This is a genomic window from Pseudomonas sp. GW821-FHT12A04 (assembly GCF_058807755.1).
The window spans coordinates 78814-98226 of sequence record NZ_JBXAQZ010000006.1 but is presented as its reverse complement, the minus strand read 5'-3'; the positions used below and the strand labels follow the sequence as shown (position 1 = coordinate 98226).

The following is a 19413-nucleotide window of genomic DNA, read 5'->3' as shown; positions in this document are numbered from 1 at the left end:
CATCAGCCAGCACACGTATTGAATGTGTTGGCCCCATCGCGAGCAAGCTCGCTCCCACAGGTGTTTGGATGATCTTAGAAAGAATCACCCGGCACACGGACAAACCCTTCCATCAACACCCGTGCACTGCGGCTCATGATCGCTTTGTTCACGGTCCACTCGCCATTGACCTGGCTGGCCTCGGCGCCGACGCGCAAGGTACCGGACGGGTGGCCGAAGCGCACCGCGTTGCGTTCGATACCGCCTGCCGCGAGGTTAACCAGCGTACCGGTGATCGCTGCCGCCGTGCCGATTGCCACCGCAGCAGTACCCATCATCGCGTGGTGCAATTTGCCCATGGACAGTGCACGCACCAGCAGGTCGACATCACCCGCCGCAATGGCTTTGCCACTGGACGATACGTAATCCGCCGGTTTGGCGACGAAGGCCACCTTCGGCGTGTGCTGCCGCTTGGCCGCTTCGTCGACGTTCGAGATCAGGCCCATGCGCAATGCGCCGTAAGCGCGGATGGCTTCGAACATCAGCAAGGCTTTCGGGTCGCCGTTGATCGCGCCCTGCAACTCGGTGCCCTTGTAGCCGATGTCTTCGGCATTGACGAAAATCGTCGGGATACCAGCGTTGATCATCGTGGCCTTGAAGGTGCCGACGCCGGGCACTTCCAGGTCGTCCACCAGGTTGCCGGTAGGGAACATCGAACCGCCGCCACCCTCCTCGTCCGCCGCCGGATCGAGGAACTCGATCTGCACTTCGGCCGCCGGGAAGGTCACGCCGTCGAGTTCGAAATCGCCGGTTTCCTGTACTTCACCATTGGTGATCGGCACGTGGGCGATGATGGTCTTGCCAATGTTGGCCTGCCACACGCGAACCACCGCCACGCCGTTGTGCGGGATGCGGCTGGCGTCCACCAGGCCATTGCTGACGGCGAACGAACCGACCGCCGCCGACAGGTTGCCGCAGTTGCCGCTCCAATCCACGAAGGGCTTGTCGATGGACACCTGACCGAACAGGTAATCGACATCGTGATCGGCCTTGATGCTTTTCGACAGGATCACGGTTTTGCTGGTGCTGGAAGTCGCGCCACCCATGCCGTCGATTTGTTTGTCGTACGGGTCGGGGCTGCCGATCACCCGCAGCAGCAAAGCGTCGCGGGCCTGACCCGGGACCTGTGCCGCTTCAGGCAAATCCTTCAGGCTGAAAAACACGCCTTTGCTGGTGCCGCCGCGCATGTATGTCGCTGGAATTTTGATCTGCGGTGCATGAGCCATGGTGCTCGTTACTCCTAATCTGAAAACAGACACGGGACTTAAAGTCCCGTGTCTGCAAAGCGTGTGTTAAACAGCAACCGCCGATTCTTCGAGGAAGTCCTGGGCGAAGCGTTGCAGCACGCCACCGGCTTCGTAGATCGACACTTCTTCAGCAGTGTCGAGGCGGCAGGTCACCGGCACATCGACGCGCTCGCCATTCTTGCGATGGATCACCAGGGTCAGCTCGGCACGCGGGGTGCGGTCGCCAATCACGTCGTAGGTTTCGCTGCCGTCGATGGCCAGGGTGTGGCGGTTGGTGCCCGGCTTGAATTCCAGCGGCAACACGCCCATGCCCACCAGGTTGGTGCGGTGAATGCGCTCGAAACCTTCGGCGGCAATCGCTTCCACACCCGCCAGGCGCACGCCCTTGGCCGCCCAGTCGCGGGACGAACCCTGACCGTAGTCGGCACCTGCGATGATGATCAGCGGCTGCTTGCGATCCATGTAGGTCTCGATGGCTTCCCACATGCGCATCACTTTGCCTTCCGGCTCGACGCGGGCCAGCGAACCCTGCTTGACCTTGCCGTTTTCCAGAACCATTTCGTTGAACAGTTTCGGGTTGGCGAAGGTCGCGCGCTGCGCGGTCAGGTGGTCACCACGGTGAGTCGCGTAGGAGTTGAAGTCCTCTTCCGGCAGGCCCATTTTCGCCAGGTATTCGCCCGCGGCGCTGTCGAGCATGATGGCGTTGGACGGCGACAGGTGATCGGTGGTGATGTTGTCCGGCAGCACCGCCAGCGGGCGCATGCCCTTGAGCGGACGGGCGCCGGCCAGTGCGCCTTCCCAGTACGGCGGACGGCGGATGTAGGTGCTCATCTCGCGCCACTCGTACAGCGGCGCGACTTTGGGACCTGTGTCTTCGTGGATCGCGAACATCGGGATGTAGACCTGACGGAACTGCTCAGGCTTGACCGAGGCTTTCACCACGGCGTCGATTTCTTCGTCGCTCGGCCAGATGTCCTTCAGGCGGATTTCCTTGCCGTCGACAACGCCCAGCACATCTTTTTCGATGTCGAAACGGATGGTACCGGCGATGGCGTAAGCAACGACCAATGGCGGCGACGCGAGGAACGCCTGCTTGGCGTACGGGTGAATCCGGCCGTCGAAGTTACGGTTACCGGACAACACAGCAGTGGCGTACAGGTCACGGTCGATGATCTCTTGCTGGATCACCGGGTCCAGTGCGCCGGACATGCCGTTGCAGGTGGTGCAGGCGAAGGCCACGACGCCGAAACCGAGCTGTTCCAGCTCATCGGTCAAACCGGCTTCATCGAGGTACAGCGCCACGGTTTTGGAGCCCGGTGCCAGGGACGACTTGACCCACGGCTTGCGGGTCAGGCCGAGCTTGTTGGCGTTGCGCGCCAGCAGGCCGGCGGCGATCACGTTGCGCGGGTTGCTGGTGTTGGTGCAGCTGGTGATGGCGGCGATGATCACCGCGCCGTCCGGCATTTGCCCCGGCACATCGTCCCACTGACCGGAGATGCCTTTGGCGGCCAGATCCGAAACCGCCACACGGGCGTGCGGGTTGCTCGGGCCAGCCATGTTGCGCACTACCGAGGACAGGTCGAACGTCAGGCCGCGCTCGTACTGCGCGCCTTTGAGGCTGTCAGCCCACAGGCCGACCTGCTTGGCGTAGTTCTCGACCAACTGCACCTGCTCGTCTTCACGTCCGGTGAGCTTGAGGTAGTCGATAGTCTGCTGATCGATGTAGAACATCGCCGCGGTGGCGCCGTATTCCGGGGCCATGTTAGAGATGGTCGCGCGGTCGCCGAGGGTCAGCGCCGCAGCACCTTCACCGAAGAACTCCAGCCACGCGCCAACCACTTTTTGTTTGCGCAGGAACTCGGTCAGCGCCAGCACCATGTCGGTGGCGGTGATGCCCGGCTGCAGCTTGCCGGTCAGCTCGACGCCGACGCTTTCCGGCAGACGCATCCACGATGCGCGGCCGAGCATTACGCTTTCGGCTTCCAGACCACCGACACCGATGGCGATCACGCCCAACGCATCGACGTGCGGGGTGTGGCTGTCGGTGCCGACGCAGGTATCAGGGAAGGCCACGCCGTCACGCACCTGGATCACCGGAGACATTTTCTCCAGGTTGATCTGGTGCATGATGCCGTTGCCCGGCGGGATCACGTCGACGTTCTTGAACGCCTTCTTGGTCCAGTTGATGAAGTGGAAACGGTCTTCGTTGCGACGGTCTTCGATGGCGCGGTTCTTCTCGAACGCTTCCGGATCGAAGCCACCGCGCTCGACGGCCAGGGAGTGGTCGACGATCAGTTGGGTCGGCACCACCGGGTTGACTTGCGCCGGATCACCGCCCTGCAGGGCGATGGCGTCACGCAGGCCGGCGAGGTCAACCAGCGCGGTCTGGCCGAGAATGTCGTGGCACACCACGCGGGCCGGGAACCACGGGAAGTCGAGGTCGCGCTTGCGCTCGATGAATTGCTTCAGGGATTCGGTGAGCGTGGCCGGGTCGCAGCGACGCACAAGGTTTTCCGCCAGTACACGGGAGGTGTACGGCAGGGTGTCGTAGGCGCCAGGCTGGATCGCCTCGACCGCTGCGCGGACATCGAAGTAATCCAGGTGGCTGCCGGGCAGCGGTTTACGGAATTGTGTGTTCATCGTCAGGACTCGGTCACGGTAGTTACAAAAGGTGGGGCCTGGCACCAGACTTGAAGTGAACACAATCCACTGTGGGAGCGAGCTTGCTCGCGATGGCGTGTCAGTCGACACCAATGTGAATGACACTCCATCGCGAGCAAGCTCGCTCCTACAGGGATCTGCGTTGCATTCAGATCCCGGTGCCGGCCACCACCATTCAGCGTTGTTCGATTGGTACGAACTTGCGCTGCTCAACGCCGGTGTATTCGGCGCTTGGACGGATGATGCGGTTGTTGGCACGTTGTTCGTACACGTGGGCGGCCCAGCCGGTCAGGCGCGAGCAGACGAAGATCGGTGTGAACAACTTGGTCGGGATGCCCATGAAGTGGTACGCCGAGGCATGGTAGAAGTCGGCGTTCGGGAACAGTTTCTTCTGCTCCCACATGGTCTTGTCGATGGCTTCGGATACCGGGAACAACACCTTGTCACCCACTTCGTCAGCAAGCTTTTTCGACCAGCCCTTGATCACCTCGTTACGCGGATCGTTGTCCTTATAGATCGCGTGGCCGAAGCCCATGATCTTGTCCTTGCGCTCGAGCATGCCGAGGGTGCCCTTGATCGCGTCTTCCGGCGACGAGAAACGCTCGATCATTTCCATCGCCGCTTCGTTGGCGCCGCCGTGCAGCGGACCGCGCAGCGAGCCGATGGCCGCGGTGATGCACGAATACAGGTCGGACAGGGTCGAGGCGCAAACACGTGCGGTGAAGGTCGACGCGTTGAACTCGTGCTCCGCGTAGAGGATCAGCGAAACGTTCATCACCTTGACGTGCAACTCGCTCGGCTTCTTGCCGTGCAGCAGGTGCAGGAAGTGGCCGCCGATGGACTGCTCGTCACTCACGCAATCGATGCGCTTGCCTTCGTGGCTGAAGCGATACCAGTAGGTCATGATCGCCGGGAACGCGGCCAGCAGGCGGTCGGTCTTGTCGTGTTGCTCGGAGAAGTTGTTCTCCGGCTCCAGGTTGCCCAGGAACGAGCAGCCAGTGCGCATCACGTCCATCGGGTGGGCGTCGGCGGGGATGCGTTCCAGCACTTCTTTGAGCGCTTGCGGCAGGTCGCGCAGCTTGCTCAGTTTGGCAACGTAGGCTGCCAGTTGCGCCTTGCTCGGCAGTTCGCCGTACAGCAGCAGGTAGGCAACTTCTTCGAACTGTGCGTCAGCCGCCAGTTCACGTACGTCATAACCACGATAGGTCAGACCGGCACCCGACTGGCCCACGGTGGACAGTGCGGTTTGCCCGGCTACCTGGCCACGGAGCCCGGCGCCACTGAGTACTTTTGCTTCGGCCATTGCTGTCTCCAATTCTTGAATTTTTTAGGGAAACCAATCTTTCATCTGTAGGAGCGAGCTTGCTCGCGATGGACGCCGATGATGACGCGGGAAAACTGATACCCCGCGGTGTATGGCCCACCATCGCGAGCCAGCTCGCTCCTACAGGTACACGGTGTTCATCATTTTTTCGCGGCGAACAACGCATCGAGCTTCTGCTCGAAGGTGTGGTAGTCGATGCGATCGTAAAGTTCCATGCGAGTCTGCATGGTGTCGATGACGTTCTGTTGCGTGCCATCGCGACGGATCGCGGTGTAGACGTTTTCTGCAGCCTTGTTCATGGCACGGAACGCCGACAGCGGGTACAGCACCAGCGATACATCGGCAGCGGCCAGTTGTTCGGTGGTGTACAGCGGCGTCGCGCCGAACTCGGTGATGTTGGCCAGGATCGGCGCTTTCACGCGATTGGCGAACAGCTTGTACATTTCCAGTTCAGTGATGGCTTCCGGGAACACCATGTCAGCGCCGGCCTCGATGCACGCGGCGGCGCGATCCAGGGCAGACTCCAGACCTTCCACCGCCAGGGCGTCGGTACGGGCCATGATCACGAAGCTGTCATCGGTACGGGCATCGACGGCCGCTTTGATGCGGTCGACCATTTCCTGCTGGGTCACGATTTCCTTGTTAGGACGGTGACCGCAGCGCTTGGCGCCGACCTGGTCTTCGATGTGAATCGCCGCCGCGCCGAACTTGATCATCGACTTCACGGTACGGGCGACGTTGAACGCCGAGGAACCGAAACCGGTGTCCACATCCACCAGCAGCGGCAGGTCGCAAACATCGGTGATGCGGCGCACGTCGGTCAGCACGTCATCCAGGCCGGTGATGCCCAGGTCCGGCACGCCGAGGGAGCCGGCAGCCACCCCGCCACCCGACAGGTAGATCGCCTTGAAACCGGCGCGCTTGGCCAGCAGCGCATGGTTGGCGTTGATCGCGCCGACCACTTGCAATGGATGCTCGCTGGCGACCGCATCGCGGAAACGCTGGCCTGGAGTGCTCTTGTTCAAACTCATGACTCACCTCGTTTGGCTGTCGGGTTAGCGCCGTCCTGGTAATGACGGGCGATGTTGCGTTTGGAGGCGCCGATGTGACGGCGCATCAACAACTCGGCCAGTTCACCGTCACGGTCGGCGATGGCATCGAGAATTCGGTGGTGCTCGGCGAACGCCTGGTGCGGGCGATTGGGCGTGGTGGAAAACTGGATGCGGTACATGCGCACCAGTTGATACAGCTCGCCGCAGAGCATTTGGGTCAGCGTACGGTTGCCGCTGCCCTGAATGATTCGGTAGTGGAAGTCGAAATCGCCTTCCTGCTGGTAGTAGCCTCTCCCGGCCTGAAACGCCTCATCGCGTTCGTGGGTTTCCAGGACCCGACGCAGCTCGTCGATTTCTTCGAGGCTCATGCGCTCGGCGGCCAGGCGACAGGCCATGCCTTCCAGGGATTCGCGGATTTCGTATAGCTCAATCAGTTCGGCGTGATTGAGCGACACCACCCGTGCGCCGACATGCGGCACGCGAACCAGCAGGCGCTGGCCTTCCAGACGGTGGATGGCCTCGCGCAACGGGCCACGGCTGATGCCGTAGGTGCGCGCCAGTTCCGGTTCGGAGATTTTGCTGCCCGGCGCGATATCGCCTTTGACGATAGCCGCCTGAATGCGTCGGAAGACGTTCTCGGAAAGCGTCTCCGTATCGTCTTGCGTAGAAACCGGGGGATCGAGTTGATCCAGCATATTGTCGACACCTTGTAAGCCAGTGCCGCAAAAACTAGCGAATACTGGCGACGCAGTCAAAGTATAAATCGATATTGTCGACAATCTTCTGATAACCGGTTGCACCATTACGAAGCAACCGGTCTATTTATAGCCACCGGCCAGCGCTGGCGCCATCAAACCACCGTGCTAGAATGCCGCCCGCATTTGTTTGTCACATCTGCACTGCCTGTCATAAAAACCTGACAGGCATACGAGGGAGCTTGCGCAGCGATGCCAGGGCCTTGAATCAAGTCGGACCGCTGCGCATCAGGATTTATGAGACTCAAGCCCTTCCCCACCGTCCTTTTTTTCCTTTGCCTGCCCGGCTTCGCAATGGCCGGGGAAAAGACCGTGTATGGCCTTAACGAGTACGCATCGCTCAATGGCATCGATCTGGAAGTGGCGGCCAAACTCGATACCGGGGCGAAAACCGCATCCCTGAGTGCACGGGATATCAAACGATTCAAACGCAACGGCGAGTCTTGGGTGCGCTTTTACCTGGCCATCGACGCCGCCCATTCGCACCCGATCGAACGCCCGCTGGCCCGTGTCAGCAAGATCAAGCGCCGGGCCGGCGACTACGATCCGGAGGAAGGCAAGAAGTACACCGCCCGCCCGGTGATCGAACTGGACATCTGCATGGGCTCGGCCCTGCGCAGCATCGAAGTGAACCTGACCGACCGCAGCGCTTTCCAATACCCGCTACTGATTGGCTCCGAAGCCCTCAAACGTTTCGATGCTCTGGTTGACCCCAGCCTTAAATATGCTGCCGGCAAACCTGCCTGCACCACCGACGCTCATACCGCCGAGTAATTCAAATGCGCTCTCTTACCCTTCACCTGAAACTGCTGATCGCCATCCTGGTGGTGCTGGGCATTTCAGTTACGGCCTATCAGATCTTCGTGCTGGGCATCCCGGTGACCGAAGACGCCACCGACGACCTGTGGAACATCGACGCCAAGGTCGAGTTCGTCGCCAGTGCCAAGGATCCGGTCAAGATCCAGATGTTCGTGCCTCCGCTGAGCCGCGACTTCGTGAGCCTCAACGAGAGCTTCATCTCCAACAACTACGGCGTGGCCGTGAACCGGGTCGACGGCAACCGCAAGGTCACCTGGTCGGCACGCCGGGCCAAAGGCAATCAGACGCTGTATTACCGCCTGGTGCTGACCAAGCGTTATTCCGGTGAGAAAGCCAAGATCAAAGGCCCGACCTTTCGCGACAGCATGACCATCGAAGGCCCGGAAAAAATCGCCGCCGAAGCCCTGCTCGCACCGATTCGCCAACACTCGGCCGATGTCGAAACTTTCGTCGGCGAAGCCATCAAGCGGGTCAACAACCTCAACGACGACAACGTGAAACTGCTGCTGGCCGGTGATCCATCCGCGGCGCACAAGGCGAAAATCGTCGAGCTGCTGCTGTCCATCGCCCATGTGCCGATCGAGAAGGTCCACACCATCCGCCTGGTGGCCGACCAGCCGCAAATGCCGGAACTGTGGCTGCGCAGCTTCAATGGCACCGACTGGCTGTACTTCAACCCGGAAACCGGTGAACAGGGCCTGCCGACCGACCGCCTGCTGTGGTGGACCGGCGACGAAAACCTGATCACCGTCGATGGTGGCAAGAAAGCCAACGTGACCTTCAGCCTGAACAACAGCGAAATGAACGCCATTCGTCTGGCCAAGCTGACCGACGAAAACACCGACGCCAATTTCCTCGAGTACTCGCTGTACGGCCTGCCGCTGCAAACCCAGCAGACCTTCATGATCATGGTGATGATCCCGATCGGCGTGCTGGTGATCCTGGTCCTGCGCAACCTGATCGGCATCCAGACCCTGGGCACCTTCACCCCGGTGCTGATCGCCCTGGCCTTCCGCGAAACCCAGCTCGGCTTCGGTATCGTGCTGTTTACCATCATCACGGCGCTGGGCTTGTCGCTGCGCTCCTATCTCGAACACCTGAAACTGCAAATGCTGCCGCGGCTGTCGGTGGTGCTGACGTTCGTGGTGGTGCTGATTGCGGCCATCAGCCTGCTCAGCCATAAACTCGGCCTGGAACGCGGTTTGTCGGTGGCGCTGTTCCCGATGGTGATCCTGACCATGACCATCGAACGCCTGTCGATCACCTGGGAAGAGCGCGGCGGTGGCCATGCCATGAAAGTGGCCGTCGGCACGCTGTTCGCCGCGTCCCTGGCGCACCTGATCATGAGCGTGCCGGAACTGGTGTACTTCGTGTTCACTTTCCCGGCGATCCTGCTGATTCTGGTGGGCTTCATGCTGGCCATGGGTCGTTATCGCGGTTACCGCCTGACCGAACTGGTGCGCTTCAAGGCCTTCCTGAAAAAGGCTGACGCCTGATGTTCGGCCTCTGGAAGACCTGGAAGGCCCTGGAAGCCCGGGGCATCATGGGGATCAATCGGCGCAACGCAGACTACGTGCTCAAATACAACAAGCGCAGCCTGTACCCGATCGTCGATGACAAGATCATCACCAAGGAACGCGCCATCGCCGCCGGCATCCATGTGCCCGAACTGTATGGCGTGATCTCCACCGAGAAGGAAATCGACAATCTCGAAGAGATCATCGGCGCACGCAATGACTTCGTGATCAAACCGGCCCAGGGCGCTGGCGGAGATGGCATCCTGGTCATCGCCGACCGCTTTGAAGGACGTTATCGCACGGTGTCCGGCCGGATCATCAGCCATGAAGAAATCGAACACCAGGTTTCCAGCATCCTGACCGGCCTGTACTCCCTGGGCGGTCACCGCGACCGGGCGCTGATCGAATACCGCGTGATTCCGGATCAGATCTTCAAGAGCATCAGTTACGAAGGCGTGCCGGACATTCGCATCATTGTTTTGATGGGCTACCCGGTGATGGCCATGTTGCGCCTGCCGACGCGCCAGTCCAACGGCAAGGCCAACCTGCACCAGGGCGCCATCGGCGTCGGTGTGGACCTGGCCACCGGCCTGACCCTGCGCGGCACCTGGCTGAACAACATCATCAACAAACACCCGGACACCACCAACGCAGTGGATGGCGTGCAACTGCCCTACTGGGACGGCTTCATGAAACTCGCCGCTGGTTGCTATGAGTTGTGCGGCCTGGGCTACATCGGTGTCGACATGGTCCTGGACCAGGAAAAAGGCCCGCTGATTCTGGAGCTCAACGCCCGGCCGGGGCTGAATATCCAGATTGCCAATGACTGCGGCCTGACGTTGCGCACTCATGCGGTCGAGGCGCGGCTGGAAGACCTGAAGGCGCGTGGCGTGAGTGAATCGGTCGAAGAGCGCGTGGCGTTCGTGCAGGAGATGTTTGGGCATATTCCTGCGGTCGAGGGCTGAGGCCCATCGATTGTAGGAGCGAGCTTGCTCGCGATGAACCTGAAAACACTGTGGGGGGGGCAGGCATACAGCGTTATCGTTGACGACCATCGCGAGCGAGCTCGCTCCTACAGCAATCAATCCCCTCTAGGAGCAATTCTCCGAGGGGACTACAATCGCCACCCCGCCTCGATGGCTGACTTCCCCCGCCCATGTTGACCTGTTCCGTACACCCGCTGCCCTATCGCGCCAACCCCGCCGAATATTTCGCGGCGATTCGCCATGCGCCCGGTGCCGTCCTGCTCGACAGTGGCCGCCCCAGCGCCGACCGCGGTCGCTATGACCTGCTCAGCGCCTGGCCACTGGAACAACTGACGGTGTCGCCCGACGAAAGTGGCGATGCTTTCCTGCAACGCCTGCGCGACAACCTGACAGGCCTGGGCGAAGCCATTCTGCCGGAAGATTATGAGTTGCCGTTTGCCGGTGGGTTGATCGGTTACCTGAGTTACGACTTCGGCCGACATCTGGAGCGCCTGCCGAGCCAGGCCAGTGATGACCTGCATCTGCCTGATGCGCGCTTCGGCTTGTACGGCTGGGCCTTGATCAGCGATCACCTTTCGCAGACCAGTCAATTGGTGTTCCACCCGACCCTGCCCGACAGCGAGCGTCAGCGCCTGATCGAACTGTTCAGCCAGCCTGAGCCGCAAGCGAGCGCGCCCTTCAAGCTGCTCACCCCGATGACTGCCGACTTGAGCGCCGATGAGTATCAACAGGCCATCGAGCGCATCCAGCAGTACATTCAGGCCGGCGACTGCTATCAGGTCAATTTCGCCCAACGGTTTCGCGCACCCTGCCTGGGTGATCCGTGGGCCGCTTACTGTGCGCTACGCGCTGCTTGCCCGACGCCTTTTTCCGGTTTCCAGAACTTGCCTGATGGCGATGCCGTACTCAGCCTGTCGCCGGAACGCTTCGTCAAAGTCAGCCAGGGTCATGTGGAAACCCGCCCGATCAAGGGCACTCGCCCCCGGGGCCTGACGCCCGAGCAGGACGCCGCGAACGCCGCCGAATTGCTGGCCAGCCCCAAGGACCGCGCGGAAAACCTGATGATTGTCGACCTGCTGCGCAATGACCTCGGTCGCACCTGCCGCACAGGCTCGGTACGGGTGCCGGAATTGTTCAGCCTGGAAAGCTATCCGAACGTGCACCACCTGGTGAGCAGCGTCACCGGTGAACTGGCGGATGAGCGCGATGCCCTGGACCTGATCGCCGGCAGCTTCCCCGGCGGCTCGATTACCGGCGCGCCAAAGATTCGTGCCATGCAGATCATCGACGAACTGGAGCCGACCCGGCGCGGCCTGTATTGCGGTTCGTTGCTGTACCTGGACGTACGCGGCGAAATGGACAGCTCCATCGCCATCCGTAGTTTGCTGGTCAAGGACGGGCAGGTGTGTTGCTGGGGCGGTGGCGGGATTGTCGCGGACTCGCAGTGGCAGGCTGAGTATCAGGAGTCGATTACCAAGGTGAAGGTACTGCTCGATACGCTGCAGAACCTGTAGGAGCGAGCCTGCTCGCGATGGAGCAACGGACGACGCGGGCTGCCTGGTGCCCCGCGTTATCGTTGACGACCATCGCGAGCAGGCTCGCTCCTACATACAGGGAATGTGATTACAAGCTCAGGGTCCGGTTTGATGCCTTGATGAACTCCTGCTTCAACGCTTCAAACGTGTGCACCGCCGGGAACTGCGGGAACTGCGCAATCACGTTATCCGGCGCATGGAACAGAATCCCGGCATCGGCCTCGCCCAGCATCGTGGTGTCGTTGTAGGAATCCCCCGCCGCGATCACCCGGTAGTAGAGGCTCTTGAAGGCCAGGACCGACTGACGCTTGGGATCTTTCTGACGCAGTTGATAGTCAGTGACTCGCCCAGTGTCGTCAGTAATCAGGCGATGGCAGAGCAAGGTCGGGAAGCCCAGCTGACGCATCAGCGGCTGGGAGAACTCATAGAAGGTGTCCGACAGGATCACCACCTGGAAGCGCTCGCGCAGCCAGTCGACGAACTCGATGGCGCCATCAAGCGGCTTGAGCGTGGCGATCACTTCCTGAATGTCGGAGAGCTTCAGGCCGTGCTCGTCGAGAATTCGCAGGCGCTGCTTCATCAGCACGTCGTAGTCGGGAATGTCCCGGGTAGTGGCCCTGAGGGATTCGATCCCGGTTTTTTCGGCGAAGGCGATCCAGATTTCCGGAACCAGCACACCTTCAAGATCCAGACAGGCAATTTCCACAAGACACTCCCATTTGTATTGATTATTGAGTCGAGCGAGCAAAAAGACTGCCGAACTCTAGCGACTCGGGCCTGCCTGCGCAACGCAGAGGATGCCCCGGCCCGTGCAGCTTTTTGTTACCATCGACCCCATATAGAGCGCCCAGCGCCACCGACCTGTAGGAAGCCGCCCTGATGAGCCCAACGTTCGACGTCGTGGAACTCGCCACGACCTATGCCAACAAATCCGCCCAGGACATTCTGAAACTCGCGTTTGCCGAGTTCGGCGATGACCTGTGGATATCTTTCAGCGGCGCCGAAGACGTGGTGCTGGTGGACATGGCCTGGAAGCTGAACAAGAACGTCAAAGTGTTCAGCCTCGACACCGGTCGCTTGCACCCCGAGACCTACCGCTTCATCGATCAGGTGCGCGAGCACTACAAGATCGACATCGAACTGGTGTCGCCGGACTACACGAAACTTGAGCCGTTCGTGAAGGAAAAAGGCCTGTTCAGCTTCTACAAGGACGGCCATGGCGAATGCTGCGGCATCCGCAAGATCGAACCGCTGCGCCGCAAGCTGTCAGGCGTGACGGCCTGGGCGACCGGCCAGCGTCGGGACCAGAGCCCCGGCACCCGCAGTGCCGTCGCGGTGATGGAAATCGACACCGCGTTCTCCACCCCGGAACGCACCCTGTACAAGTTCAACCCGCTGGCGCAAATGACCAGCGAAGAAATCTGGGGCTACATCCGCATGCTGGAGTTGCCGTACAACAGCCTGCACGAACGCGGTTTCATCAGCATCGGCTGCGAACCCTGCACCCGCCCGGTATTGCCGAACCAGCATGAGCGTGAAGGCCGTTGGTGGTGGGAAGAAGCGACGCAGAAGGAATGCGGGCTGCATGCGGGGAATATCATCAGCAAGTCGAAAGCGTAAATGCCCCTGTAGGAGCGAGCTTGCTCGCGATAAACCCAAGAGCGCCATGGGGTGTCAGGAATACAGCGTTTTCATTGACGACCATCGCGAGCAAGCTCGCTCCCACAAAAATGTGTACACATAAATGTCACCATCGGTGCCATTTATGTGTGCACTTTTCGTTTCTGCGCCCCCAAAAGTTACATTCCCCCGCCTGACGTACACCGCCATGTCCTCCTGAATCCCCTTCGTAAAATAAATACCTGTTCAATCGGTCAATTTTAATTGCCTATTTTTCAGTAAGTTGGCGAACCGACATAACAAAACGAAATGAATAGCGCGTTTCATAGATCTCCCGACTGGCATGGATCTGGCTTAAGTGCATACATGTTTTGTATACAATCAATTCAAAACATACACACACTTTAGATCCGCAAGCCTGAAGCGCCCTATCCCGTACAGGCTGCAGATGCCCCGTAACCAATGATATTCGCCATCCGCGACGAAGATTTGTCGAGCCAACGCTCATGCACAGTCATCGCGAGGTCGAGCATCAGGAGCCTGCCGGAATGCGTACTAGTCTCTCCAATAACAACATCGCGCTGGATCTACCCTCCTCCCATTCCATCCACACCGTCGACAATCAGACGCATCACGCTCCCGTGGTGCTCAGCCCCCGATTGCACAACAAGGACCTGGCACCGACCAAGTCCGAAGGTCGGCGCTGGGGCCGCTACAGCATCTTTGCCCTGTGGACCAACGACGTGCACAACATTGCCAACTACTCGTTTGCCATAGGCCTGTACGCCTTGGGTCTGGGTGGCTGGCAGATTCTCCTGTCCCTGGGGATCGGCGCCGCGCTGGTTTACTTCTTCATGAACCTGTCTGGCTACATGGGCCAGAAAACCGGGGTGCCGTTTCCGGTCATCAGCCGGATCAGTTTCGGCATTCACGGTGCGCAGATTCCTGCATTGATCCGCGCCGTTATCGCCATCGCCTGGTTCGGTATCCAGACGTATCTTGCGTCCGTGGTCTTTCGCGTGCTGTTAACGGCGGTCCATCCCGGGTTCGCCGACTACGACCACGACTCGATCCTCGGCCTGTCGACCCTGGGCTGGGTGTGTTTCGTTGCGATCTGGTTCGTGCAACTGGCGATCCTGGCCTATGGCATGGAGATGGTGCGGCGCTATGAGGCATTTGCCGGCCCGGTGATTCTGCTGACCGTCGCCGCCCTTGCCGTGTGGATGTACACCCAGGCCGATGCGACCATCGCCTGGTCTATCCGTGAGCCGCTGACTGGCGGTGAGATGTGGCGCAACATCTTTGCCGGTGGCGCACTGTGGCTGGCGATCTACGGCACCTTGATCCTCAACTTCTGCGACTTTGCCCGTTCTTCGCCGTGCCGCAAAACCATCAAGGTCGGAAATTTCTGGGGCTTGCCAGTGAATATCCTGGTGTTCGCCGGCATTACCGTCCTGCTGTGCGGCGCGCAATTTCAGATCAATGGCCGGATCATCGAAAGCCCGACCGAAATCATCGCCTCGATCCCCAACACCTTCTTCCTGGTGCTCGGCTGCCTGGCGTTCCTGATCGTCACCGTGGCGGTGAACATCATGGCCAACTTCGTCGCCCCGGCGTTCGTACTCAGCAACCTGGCGCCCAAGTACCTGACCTTCCGCCGCGCCGGGCTGATCAGCGCGACCATCGCCGTGCTGATCCTGCCGTGGAACCTCTACAACAGCCCGCTGGTGATCGTGTATTTCCTGTCCGGCCTCGGTGCCCTGCTCGGCCCGTTGTACGGGGTGATCATGGTCGACTACTGGCTGGTACGCAAAGGCCGGATCAACGTGCCGCAGTTGTACAGCGAAGACCCTGACGGCGCGTATTACTACAGCCGCGGTGTCAATTTGCGCGCGGTGGCGGCGTTCATTCCTGCAGCGTTGATCGCCATCGTCCTGGCATTGGTACCGGGCTTCCACAGCGTATCGCCATTCTCCTGGCTGATTGGTGCCGGTATCGCCGGGATGCTCTACCTGATCATCGCCAAGCGCCAACCGCATTACGTCGATGTTAGCGGCGAAGCCATCGCGGTCGACAACGTCAGCCACTGATCCTGTCGCGGCCCGGCGTTGTCGGGCCGCAGAACCAACTGCAATAAGGACTCCCCATGCGCATTCTCGTGGTCAACGTCAACACCACCGAATCCATCACCCAGGCCATCGCCCGTTCGGCGCAGGCCGTCGCGTCACCCGGCACGGAAATCGTCGGCCTCACCCCGCACTTCGGTGCCGACTCCATCGAAGGCAATTTCGAGAGTTACCTGGCGGCCATCGCGGTCATGGACCGGGTGATGTCCTACGACCAGCCCTTCGATGCGGTGATCCAGGCCGGTTATGGCGAACACGGCCGTGAAGGCTTGCAGGAACTGCTCAATGTGCCGGTGGTGGACATCACCGACGCCGCCGCCAGCACGGCGATGTTCCTCGGTCACGCCTATTCCGTGGTCACCACCCTCGACCGCACCGTGCCGCTGATTGAGGATCGCCTCAAGCTCTCCGGCCTCTGGGACCGTTGCGCCTCGGTACGGGCCAGTGGTTTGGCAGTACTGGAACTGGAGCACGAACCGCAGCGCGCACTGGAGGCCATCGTCCATCAGGCCGAACTGGCGGTGACCCAGGACAAGGCCGAAGTGATTTGCCTGGGCTGCGGCGGCATGGCCGGGCTGGACGAGCAGATTCGCCGACGTACCGGGGTACCGGTGGTGGATGGGGTGACGGCGGCGGTGACCATTGCCGAATCATTGGTGCGACTGGGGCTGTCGACATCGAAGGTGCGGACTTATGCGACACCACGGCCGAAAAACATCATTGGTTGGCCGGGGCGGTTTGCCCGGTAGACCGCGGTGCCCCAATCGCGAGCAAGCTCGCTCCCACAGGTTTTGCATTGCACCTCAGTAATGTATTCGACGCAAAACCCGTGGGAGCGTGGCTTGCCCGCGATGACAACACCTCGGTCTTAAGCCAGGCTCAAACCGCACTGAACCTCTGCCCCAACCCCCGCTCGGCAAACTGCTCAATGACGAATTCGACAAACGCCCGGGTCTTGCCCGGCAGCAGTTTGTGTTCGGCGTAATAGATGGAGGTATAGCCGTCATCGATGTACCAGTCCGGCAACACCCGCTGCAGCCTGCCCGACTCCAGATAGCCCGCGGCAAACGGCATGCTCACCAGCGCAATGCCCAGACCCTGCGCGGCCGTGGCGCAGGCGGCCTCGGAATCGCTCATGGTCATCCGCGCCTTGAGCGTCAACGGGCTGTGTTGCTGATTGCGATGGGTCAACTGCCAAGAGCGTACCCGACCGGTCTGCGGTGAGCGGATCAGAATCCCGTCATGGTGCTTGAGGTCATCCGGCTCGCTGATCGCTGCATGTGTCTCCAGGTAGTCCTTCGTAGCCACCAACACCCGATGCGCCGGACTCAGCCGGCGTGCCACCACGCCCTGGGGCAATTCGAAGCCGCCGCCGATGGCCGCGTCGAAACCCTGCCCGATCAGATCGACCTGGCGGTTGTCGAAGTGCCAGTCCGGGTTGATCGCCGGGAATCGCCGCAGAAACTCGCCGAGCATCGGCACAATGTACAGGCAGCCAAATACTGTCCCCATGCTGACTTTCAAGGTGCCCGCCGGCTGCCCTCCGGCGCTGGCGAGATTGGCCACGGCATTCTGGATCGTGTGCAGGCTGCCGCTGACTTCGCCGAGAAACAACTGACCGGCTTCCGTCAGGGTCAGGCTGCGAGTGCTGCGCTGGAACAATCTGACACCCAGGCGCGCCTCGAGCTTGGCAACGCTCTTGCCCACCGCCGCCGGTGTCAGGCTCAAGCGCCGCGCCGCCTCAGCAAAGCTGCCGACCTCGGCACTGCGCACAAAGCATTCGATACTGCTGAAGGTTTCCATAAGCGCCACTATAAACTTTTGGTTTACACAGACTATCGTAACTATGGTCTACACAGCACGTAATCCTGAATCGATACTAGCCTCCATCAACCGGGACATCTCGCCTCGGGACTTGGAGATCGATATGACTACTCAGAACCTCAGCGGCAAAGTGGCCTTGATTCAAGGTGGTTCCCGCGGCATCGGCGCAGCCATCGTCAAGCGCCTGGCCGCTGAAGGCGCCACCGTTGCCTTCACCTACGTCAGCTCCACGGCCAAAGCCGAAGAACTGCAAGACAGCATCATCGCCAAGGGCGGCAAGGCCCTGGCCATCAAGGCCGACAGCGCCGACGCCGACGCCATCCGCGGCGCCGTGTCCGCCACGGTAGAAGCCTTCGGTCGCCTGGATATCCTGGTCAACAATGCTGGGGTACTGGCGGTCGCACCGCTGGCCGAGTTCAAACTCGAAGACTTCGACCAGACCCTGGCCATCAACGTGCGCAGCGTGTTCATCGCCACCCAGGCCGCAGCCAGACACATGACCGAAGGCGGTCGCATCATCAATATCGGCAGCACCAACGCAGACCGCATGCCCTTCGCCGGTGGTGGCCCGTACGCCATGAGCAAGTCGGCGCTGGTCGGCCTGACCAAAGGCCTGGCCCGTGATCTCGGCCCGCAAGGCATCACCATCAATAACGTGCAACCGGGCCCTGTCGACACCGACATGAATCCGGCCGAGGGTGACTTTGCGGAAAGCCTGATCCCGTTGATGGCCGTGGGCCGTTACGGCAAGGCCGAAGAGATCGCCAGCTTCGTCGCCTACCTTGTCAGCCCTGAAGCGGGCTATATCACGGGGGCCAGCCTGACCATCGACGGTGGTTTCGGCGCCTGATGCGTTAAACGCAAACCCTATGTGGGAGCGGGCTTGCTCGCGAAAGCGGTGAATCAGACGACATCAATGTTGCCTGGTACACCGCCTTCGCGAGCAAGCCCGCTCCCACATTTGCCAGAGTCGACCCGTCTTTTTAGCTAGGCCCACTCAAGCGCCGGCAAACCAAAAGCACTCGGCACAAACGCCTTCAGCGTACGAAGAATGCCATCGGCGTGTGCGTACCTGGCATCTGCCATTGCCGCATCCGGAATCGCAATTGCCGTCATCCCTGCCGCTTTCGCCGCAGTGACGCCGAAGGGCGAATCCTCGAACACCAGGCAGTCTTGCGGTGCAACACCCAGGCGCCGCGCCGCCGTCAGGAAAATATCCGGTGCTGGTTTGGCCGCGCCCACCTCGGCGTCATCGGCGGTGACGATAAAGTCGAACAAGGCGAACCAGTCGCGGTGCAAGGTGGTTTTCTGGCCGAACGACTGGCTCGAAGAACTGGTGCCTACGGCAATGGGAATATTGTTGGCCTTCAGATGCCGTACCAGTTCCTGTGCTCCGGGCATTGCCTGCGCTGTAGGAAAACGCTCGCGCATCAGCGGCTCGCGGATCACCAGAAACTCTTGTGCCGTAATCGGCAAGTCCAGCGCTTCAACCACATAGCGCGCCAGATCGCCCGCGCCCCGGCCAATGATGTTCTGTTTGATGCTCCAGTCGAACGTCCGGCCGTAACGCGCGGCAATGATGGAGGTGACTTCCGTGTAGATGCCTTCCGTGTCCAGCAACAAGCCGTCCATATCGAAAATCACGGCCTTGATCGGGCCGAATGCTTTCAGTGGTGCATTCATCGCATCTGATCCGTTTTCTAAGGTATCCCGGGCAGCTCAGGTACGGCCGATGCCCCATGGATTAAAGGATTCAGCAGCATAGCGAGCGCCGCCGGTCTAGAGCAATGATGAAATCCCGATCGGCGCCGAATGACCCTCCGCGATTTAGCGAATCGCCCTACAGCAAGCGCCACCCTTTCCCGACTTCTTTCCTCGCCGATCCCCCGCAGAGTTTCGCGCTCCACA

The 19413-nt window shown here is 60.7% G+C and carries 16 protein-coding genes; 8 read left to right on the top strand and 8 right to left on the bottom strand.

The genetic code is table 11. The annotated features are described in order from the left end of the window. Positions 1–74: 74 nt before the first annotated feature. The 5 genes from prpF to AC1RS8_RS11450 all read right to left on the bottom strand — a co-directional run bounded on the left by prpF (position 75) and on the right by AC1RS8_RS11450 (position 7018). Positions 75–1265: a 2-methylaconitate cis-trans isomerase PrpF gene (prpF, locus tag AC1RS8_RS11470; RefSeq protein ID WP_489340073.1), complete on the bottom strand. Its 1191-nt coding sequence runs from the start codon at positions 1263–1265 to the stop codon at positions 75–77. 66 nt (positions 1266–1331) lie between these two features. Beyond that, the gene (acnD, locus tag AC1RS8_RS11465) at positions 1332–3926 is read right to left on the bottom strand and encodes a Fe/S-dependent 2-methylisocitrate dehydratase AcnD (RefSeq protein WP_057715708.1); all 2595 of its coding nucleotides are present in this window, start codon (positions 3924–3926) and stop codon (positions 1332–1334) included. Between the two features lie 196 nt (positions 3927–4122). Further along, complete coding sequence (prpC, locus tag AC1RS8_RS11460) at positions 4123–5250, bottom strand: bifunctional 2-methylcitrate synthase/citrate synthase (RefSeq protein ID WP_008048580.1); 1128 nt, start codon at positions 5248–5250, stop codon at positions 4123–4125. Positions 5251–5411: 161 nt separating this feature from the next. Beyond that, positions 5412–6302: a methylisocitrate lyase gene (gene prpB / locus AC1RS8_RS11455; protein WP_008017616.1), complete on the bottom strand. Its 891-nt coding sequence runs from the start codon at positions 6300–6302 to the stop codon at positions 5412–5414. Next, the gene (locus AC1RS8_RS11450) at positions 6299–7018 is read right to left on the bottom strand and encodes a GntR family transcriptional regulator (RefSeq protein ID WP_008048579.1); all 720 of its coding nucleotides are present in this window, start codon (positions 7016–7018) and stop codon (positions 6299–6301) included. The genes prpB and AC1RS8_RS11450 overlap by 4 nt, the downstream gene beginning before the upstream one ends. A gap of 297 nt (positions 7019–7315) precedes the next feature. Between AC1RS8_RS11450 and rloA the strand changes: the two genes are divergently transcribed. From rloA to pabB, 4 genes are all read left to right on the top strand, one after another. Then, positions 7316–7852, top strand: a complete 537-nt coding sequence (gene rloA / locus AC1RS8_RS11445) for a retropepsin-like aspartic peptidase RloA (RefSeq protein ID WP_218496792.1) — start codon at positions 7316–7318, stop codon at positions 7850–7852. 5 nt (positions 7853–7857) lie between these two features. Beyond that, positions 7858–9393, top strand: a complete 1536-nt coding sequence (rloB, locus tag AC1RS8_RS11440) for an osmotic stress tolerance membrane protein RloB (RefSeq protein ID WP_407515266.1) — start codon at positions 7858–7860, stop codon at positions 9391–9393. Next, positions 9393–10379, top strand: a complete 987-nt coding sequence (locus tag AC1RS8_RS11435) for an alpha-L-glutamate ligase-like protein (protein ID WP_057715712.1) — start codon at positions 9393–9395, stop codon at positions 10377–10379. Before rloB ends, AC1RS8_RS11435 begins: the two co-directional genes overlap by 1 nt. Positions 10380–10570: 191 nt before the next feature. Continuing rightward, entirely contained in the window at positions 10571–11914 is a 1344-nt protein-coding gene (gene pabB / locus AC1RS8_RS11430; protein ID WP_489340072.1) for an aminodeoxychorismate synthase component I, read from the top strand. A 109-nt stretch (positions 11915–12023) separates the two neighbouring features. Here pabB and thrH read toward each other — a convergent pair whose 3' ends face one another. After that, entirely contained in the window at positions 12024–12641 is a 618-nt protein-coding gene (gene thrH / locus AC1RS8_RS11425) for a bifunctional phosphoserine phosphatase/homoserine phosphotransferase ThrH (RefSeq protein WP_057715714.1), read from the bottom strand. A gap of 173 nt (positions 12642–12814) precedes the next feature. Here thrH and AC1RS8_RS11420 point away from each other — a divergent pair, with 173 nt between their 5' ends. The 3 genes from AC1RS8_RS11420 to AC1RS8_RS11410 all read left to right on the top strand — a co-directional run bounded on the left by AC1RS8_RS11420 (position 12815) and on the right by AC1RS8_RS11410 (position 16430). Further along, a complete protein-coding gene (locus AC1RS8_RS11420) occupies positions 12815–13555 on the top strand; it encodes a phosphoadenylyl-sulfate reductase (RefSeq protein WP_057715715.1) in 741 nt (246 codons plus the stop codon). A 548-nt stretch (positions 13556–14103) separates the two neighbouring features. Continuing rightward, a complete protein-coding gene (locus AC1RS8_RS11415; protein WP_493162643.1) occupies positions 14104–15645 on the top strand; it encodes an NCS1 family nucleobase:cation symporter-1 in 1542 nt (513 codons plus the stop codon). Positions 15646–15701: 56 nt separating this feature from the next. Next, entirely contained in the window at positions 15702–16430 is a 729-nt protein-coding gene (locus AC1RS8_RS11410; RefSeq protein WP_007988885.1) for an aspartate/glutamate racemase family protein, read from the top strand. A gap of 130 nt (positions 16431–16560) precedes the next feature. Here AC1RS8_RS11410 and AC1RS8_RS11405 read toward each other — a convergent pair whose 3' ends face one another. Continuing rightward, positions 16561–17484 (bottom strand): LysR family transcriptional regulator, encoded by a 924-nt coding sequence (locus AC1RS8_RS11405; protein ID WP_340314413.1) that lies wholly within the window; start codon positions 17482–17484, stop codon positions 16561–16563. 124 nt (positions 17485–17608) lie between these two features. On the opposite strand from AC1RS8_RS11405, the gene AC1RS8_RS11400 reads away from it, so the two are divergent. Further along, positions 17609–18355: a 3-oxoacyl-ACP reductase family protein gene (locus tag AC1RS8_RS11400; RefSeq protein ID WP_154946566.1), complete on the top strand. Its 747-nt coding sequence runs from the start codon at positions 17609–17611 to the stop codon at positions 18353–18355. 137 nt (positions 18356–18492) lie between these two features. On the opposite strand, the gene AC1RS8_RS11395 is transcribed toward AC1RS8_RS11400, so the two are convergent. Further along, positions 18493–19188 carry an HAD-IA family hydrolase gene (locus AC1RS8_RS11395; protein WP_057715719.1) on the bottom strand — a complete coding sequence of 232 codons (696 nt, stop codon included), beginning with the start codon at positions 19186–19188 and terminating at the stop codon, positions 18493–18495. Positions 19189–19413 lie beyond the last annotated feature (225 nt).

Excerpts from the sequence above, each read along its gene's own strand:
- prpC (WP_008048580.1), bottom strand. The coding sequence starts at position 5,250 with ATGGCCGAAGCAAAAGTACTCAGTGGCGCCGGGCTCCGTGGCCAGGTA.
- rloB (WP_407515266.1), top strand. The coding sequence starts at position 7,858 with ATGCGCTCTCTTACCCTTCACCTGAAACTGCTGATCGCCATCCTGGTG.
- pabB (WP_489340072.1), top strand. The coding sequence starts at position 10,571 with ATGTTGACCTGTTCCGTACACCCGCTGCCCTATCGCGCCAACCCCGCC.
- prpB (WP_008017616.1), bottom strand. The coding sequence starts at position 6,302 with ATGAGTTTGAACAAGAGCACTCCAGGCCAGCGTTTCCGCGATGCGGTC.
- AC1RS8_RS11415 (WP_493162643.1), top strand. The coding sequence starts at position 14,104 with ATGCGTACTAGTCTCTCCAATAACAACATCGCGCTGGATCTACCCTCC.
- AC1RS8_RS11420 (WP_057715715.1), top strand. The coding sequence starts at position 12,815 with ATGAGCCCAACGTTCGACGTCGTGGAACTCGCCACGACCTATGCCAAC.
- acnD (WP_057715708.1), bottom strand. The coding sequence starts at position 3,926 with ATGAACACACAATTCCGTAAACCGCTGCCCGGCAGCCACCTGGATTAC.
- AC1RS8_RS11410 (WP_007988885.1), top strand. The coding sequence starts at position 15,702 with ATGCGCATTCTCGTGGTCAACGTCAACACCACCGAATCCATCACCCAG.
- AC1RS8_RS11450 (WP_008048579.1), bottom strand. The coding sequence starts at position 7,018 with ATGCTGGATCAACTCGATCCCCCGGTTTCTACGCAAGACGATACGGAG.
- prpF (WP_489340073.1), bottom strand. The coding sequence starts at position 1,265 with ATGGCTCATGCACCGCAGATCAAAATTCCAGCGACATACATGCGCGGC.
- AC1RS8_RS11405 (WP_340314413.1), bottom strand. The coding sequence starts at position 17,484 with ATGGAAACCTTCAGCAGTATCGAATGCTTTGTGCGCAGTGCCGAGGTC.
- rloA (WP_218496792.1), top strand. The coding sequence starts at position 7,316 with ATGAGACTCAAGCCCTTCCCCACCGTCCTTTTTTTCCTTTGCCTGCCC.
- AC1RS8_RS11395 (WP_057715719.1), bottom strand. The coding sequence starts at position 19,188 with ATGAATGCACCACTGAAAGCATTCGGCCCGATCAAGGCCGTGATTTTC.
- AC1RS8_RS11435 (WP_057715712.1), top strand. The coding sequence starts at position 9,393 with ATGTTCGGCCTCTGGAAGACCTGGAAGGCCCTGGAAGCCCGGGGCATC.
- AC1RS8_RS11400 (WP_154946566.1), top strand. The coding sequence starts at position 17,609 with ATGACTACTCAGAACCTCAGCGGCAAAGTGGCCTTGATTCAAGGTGGT.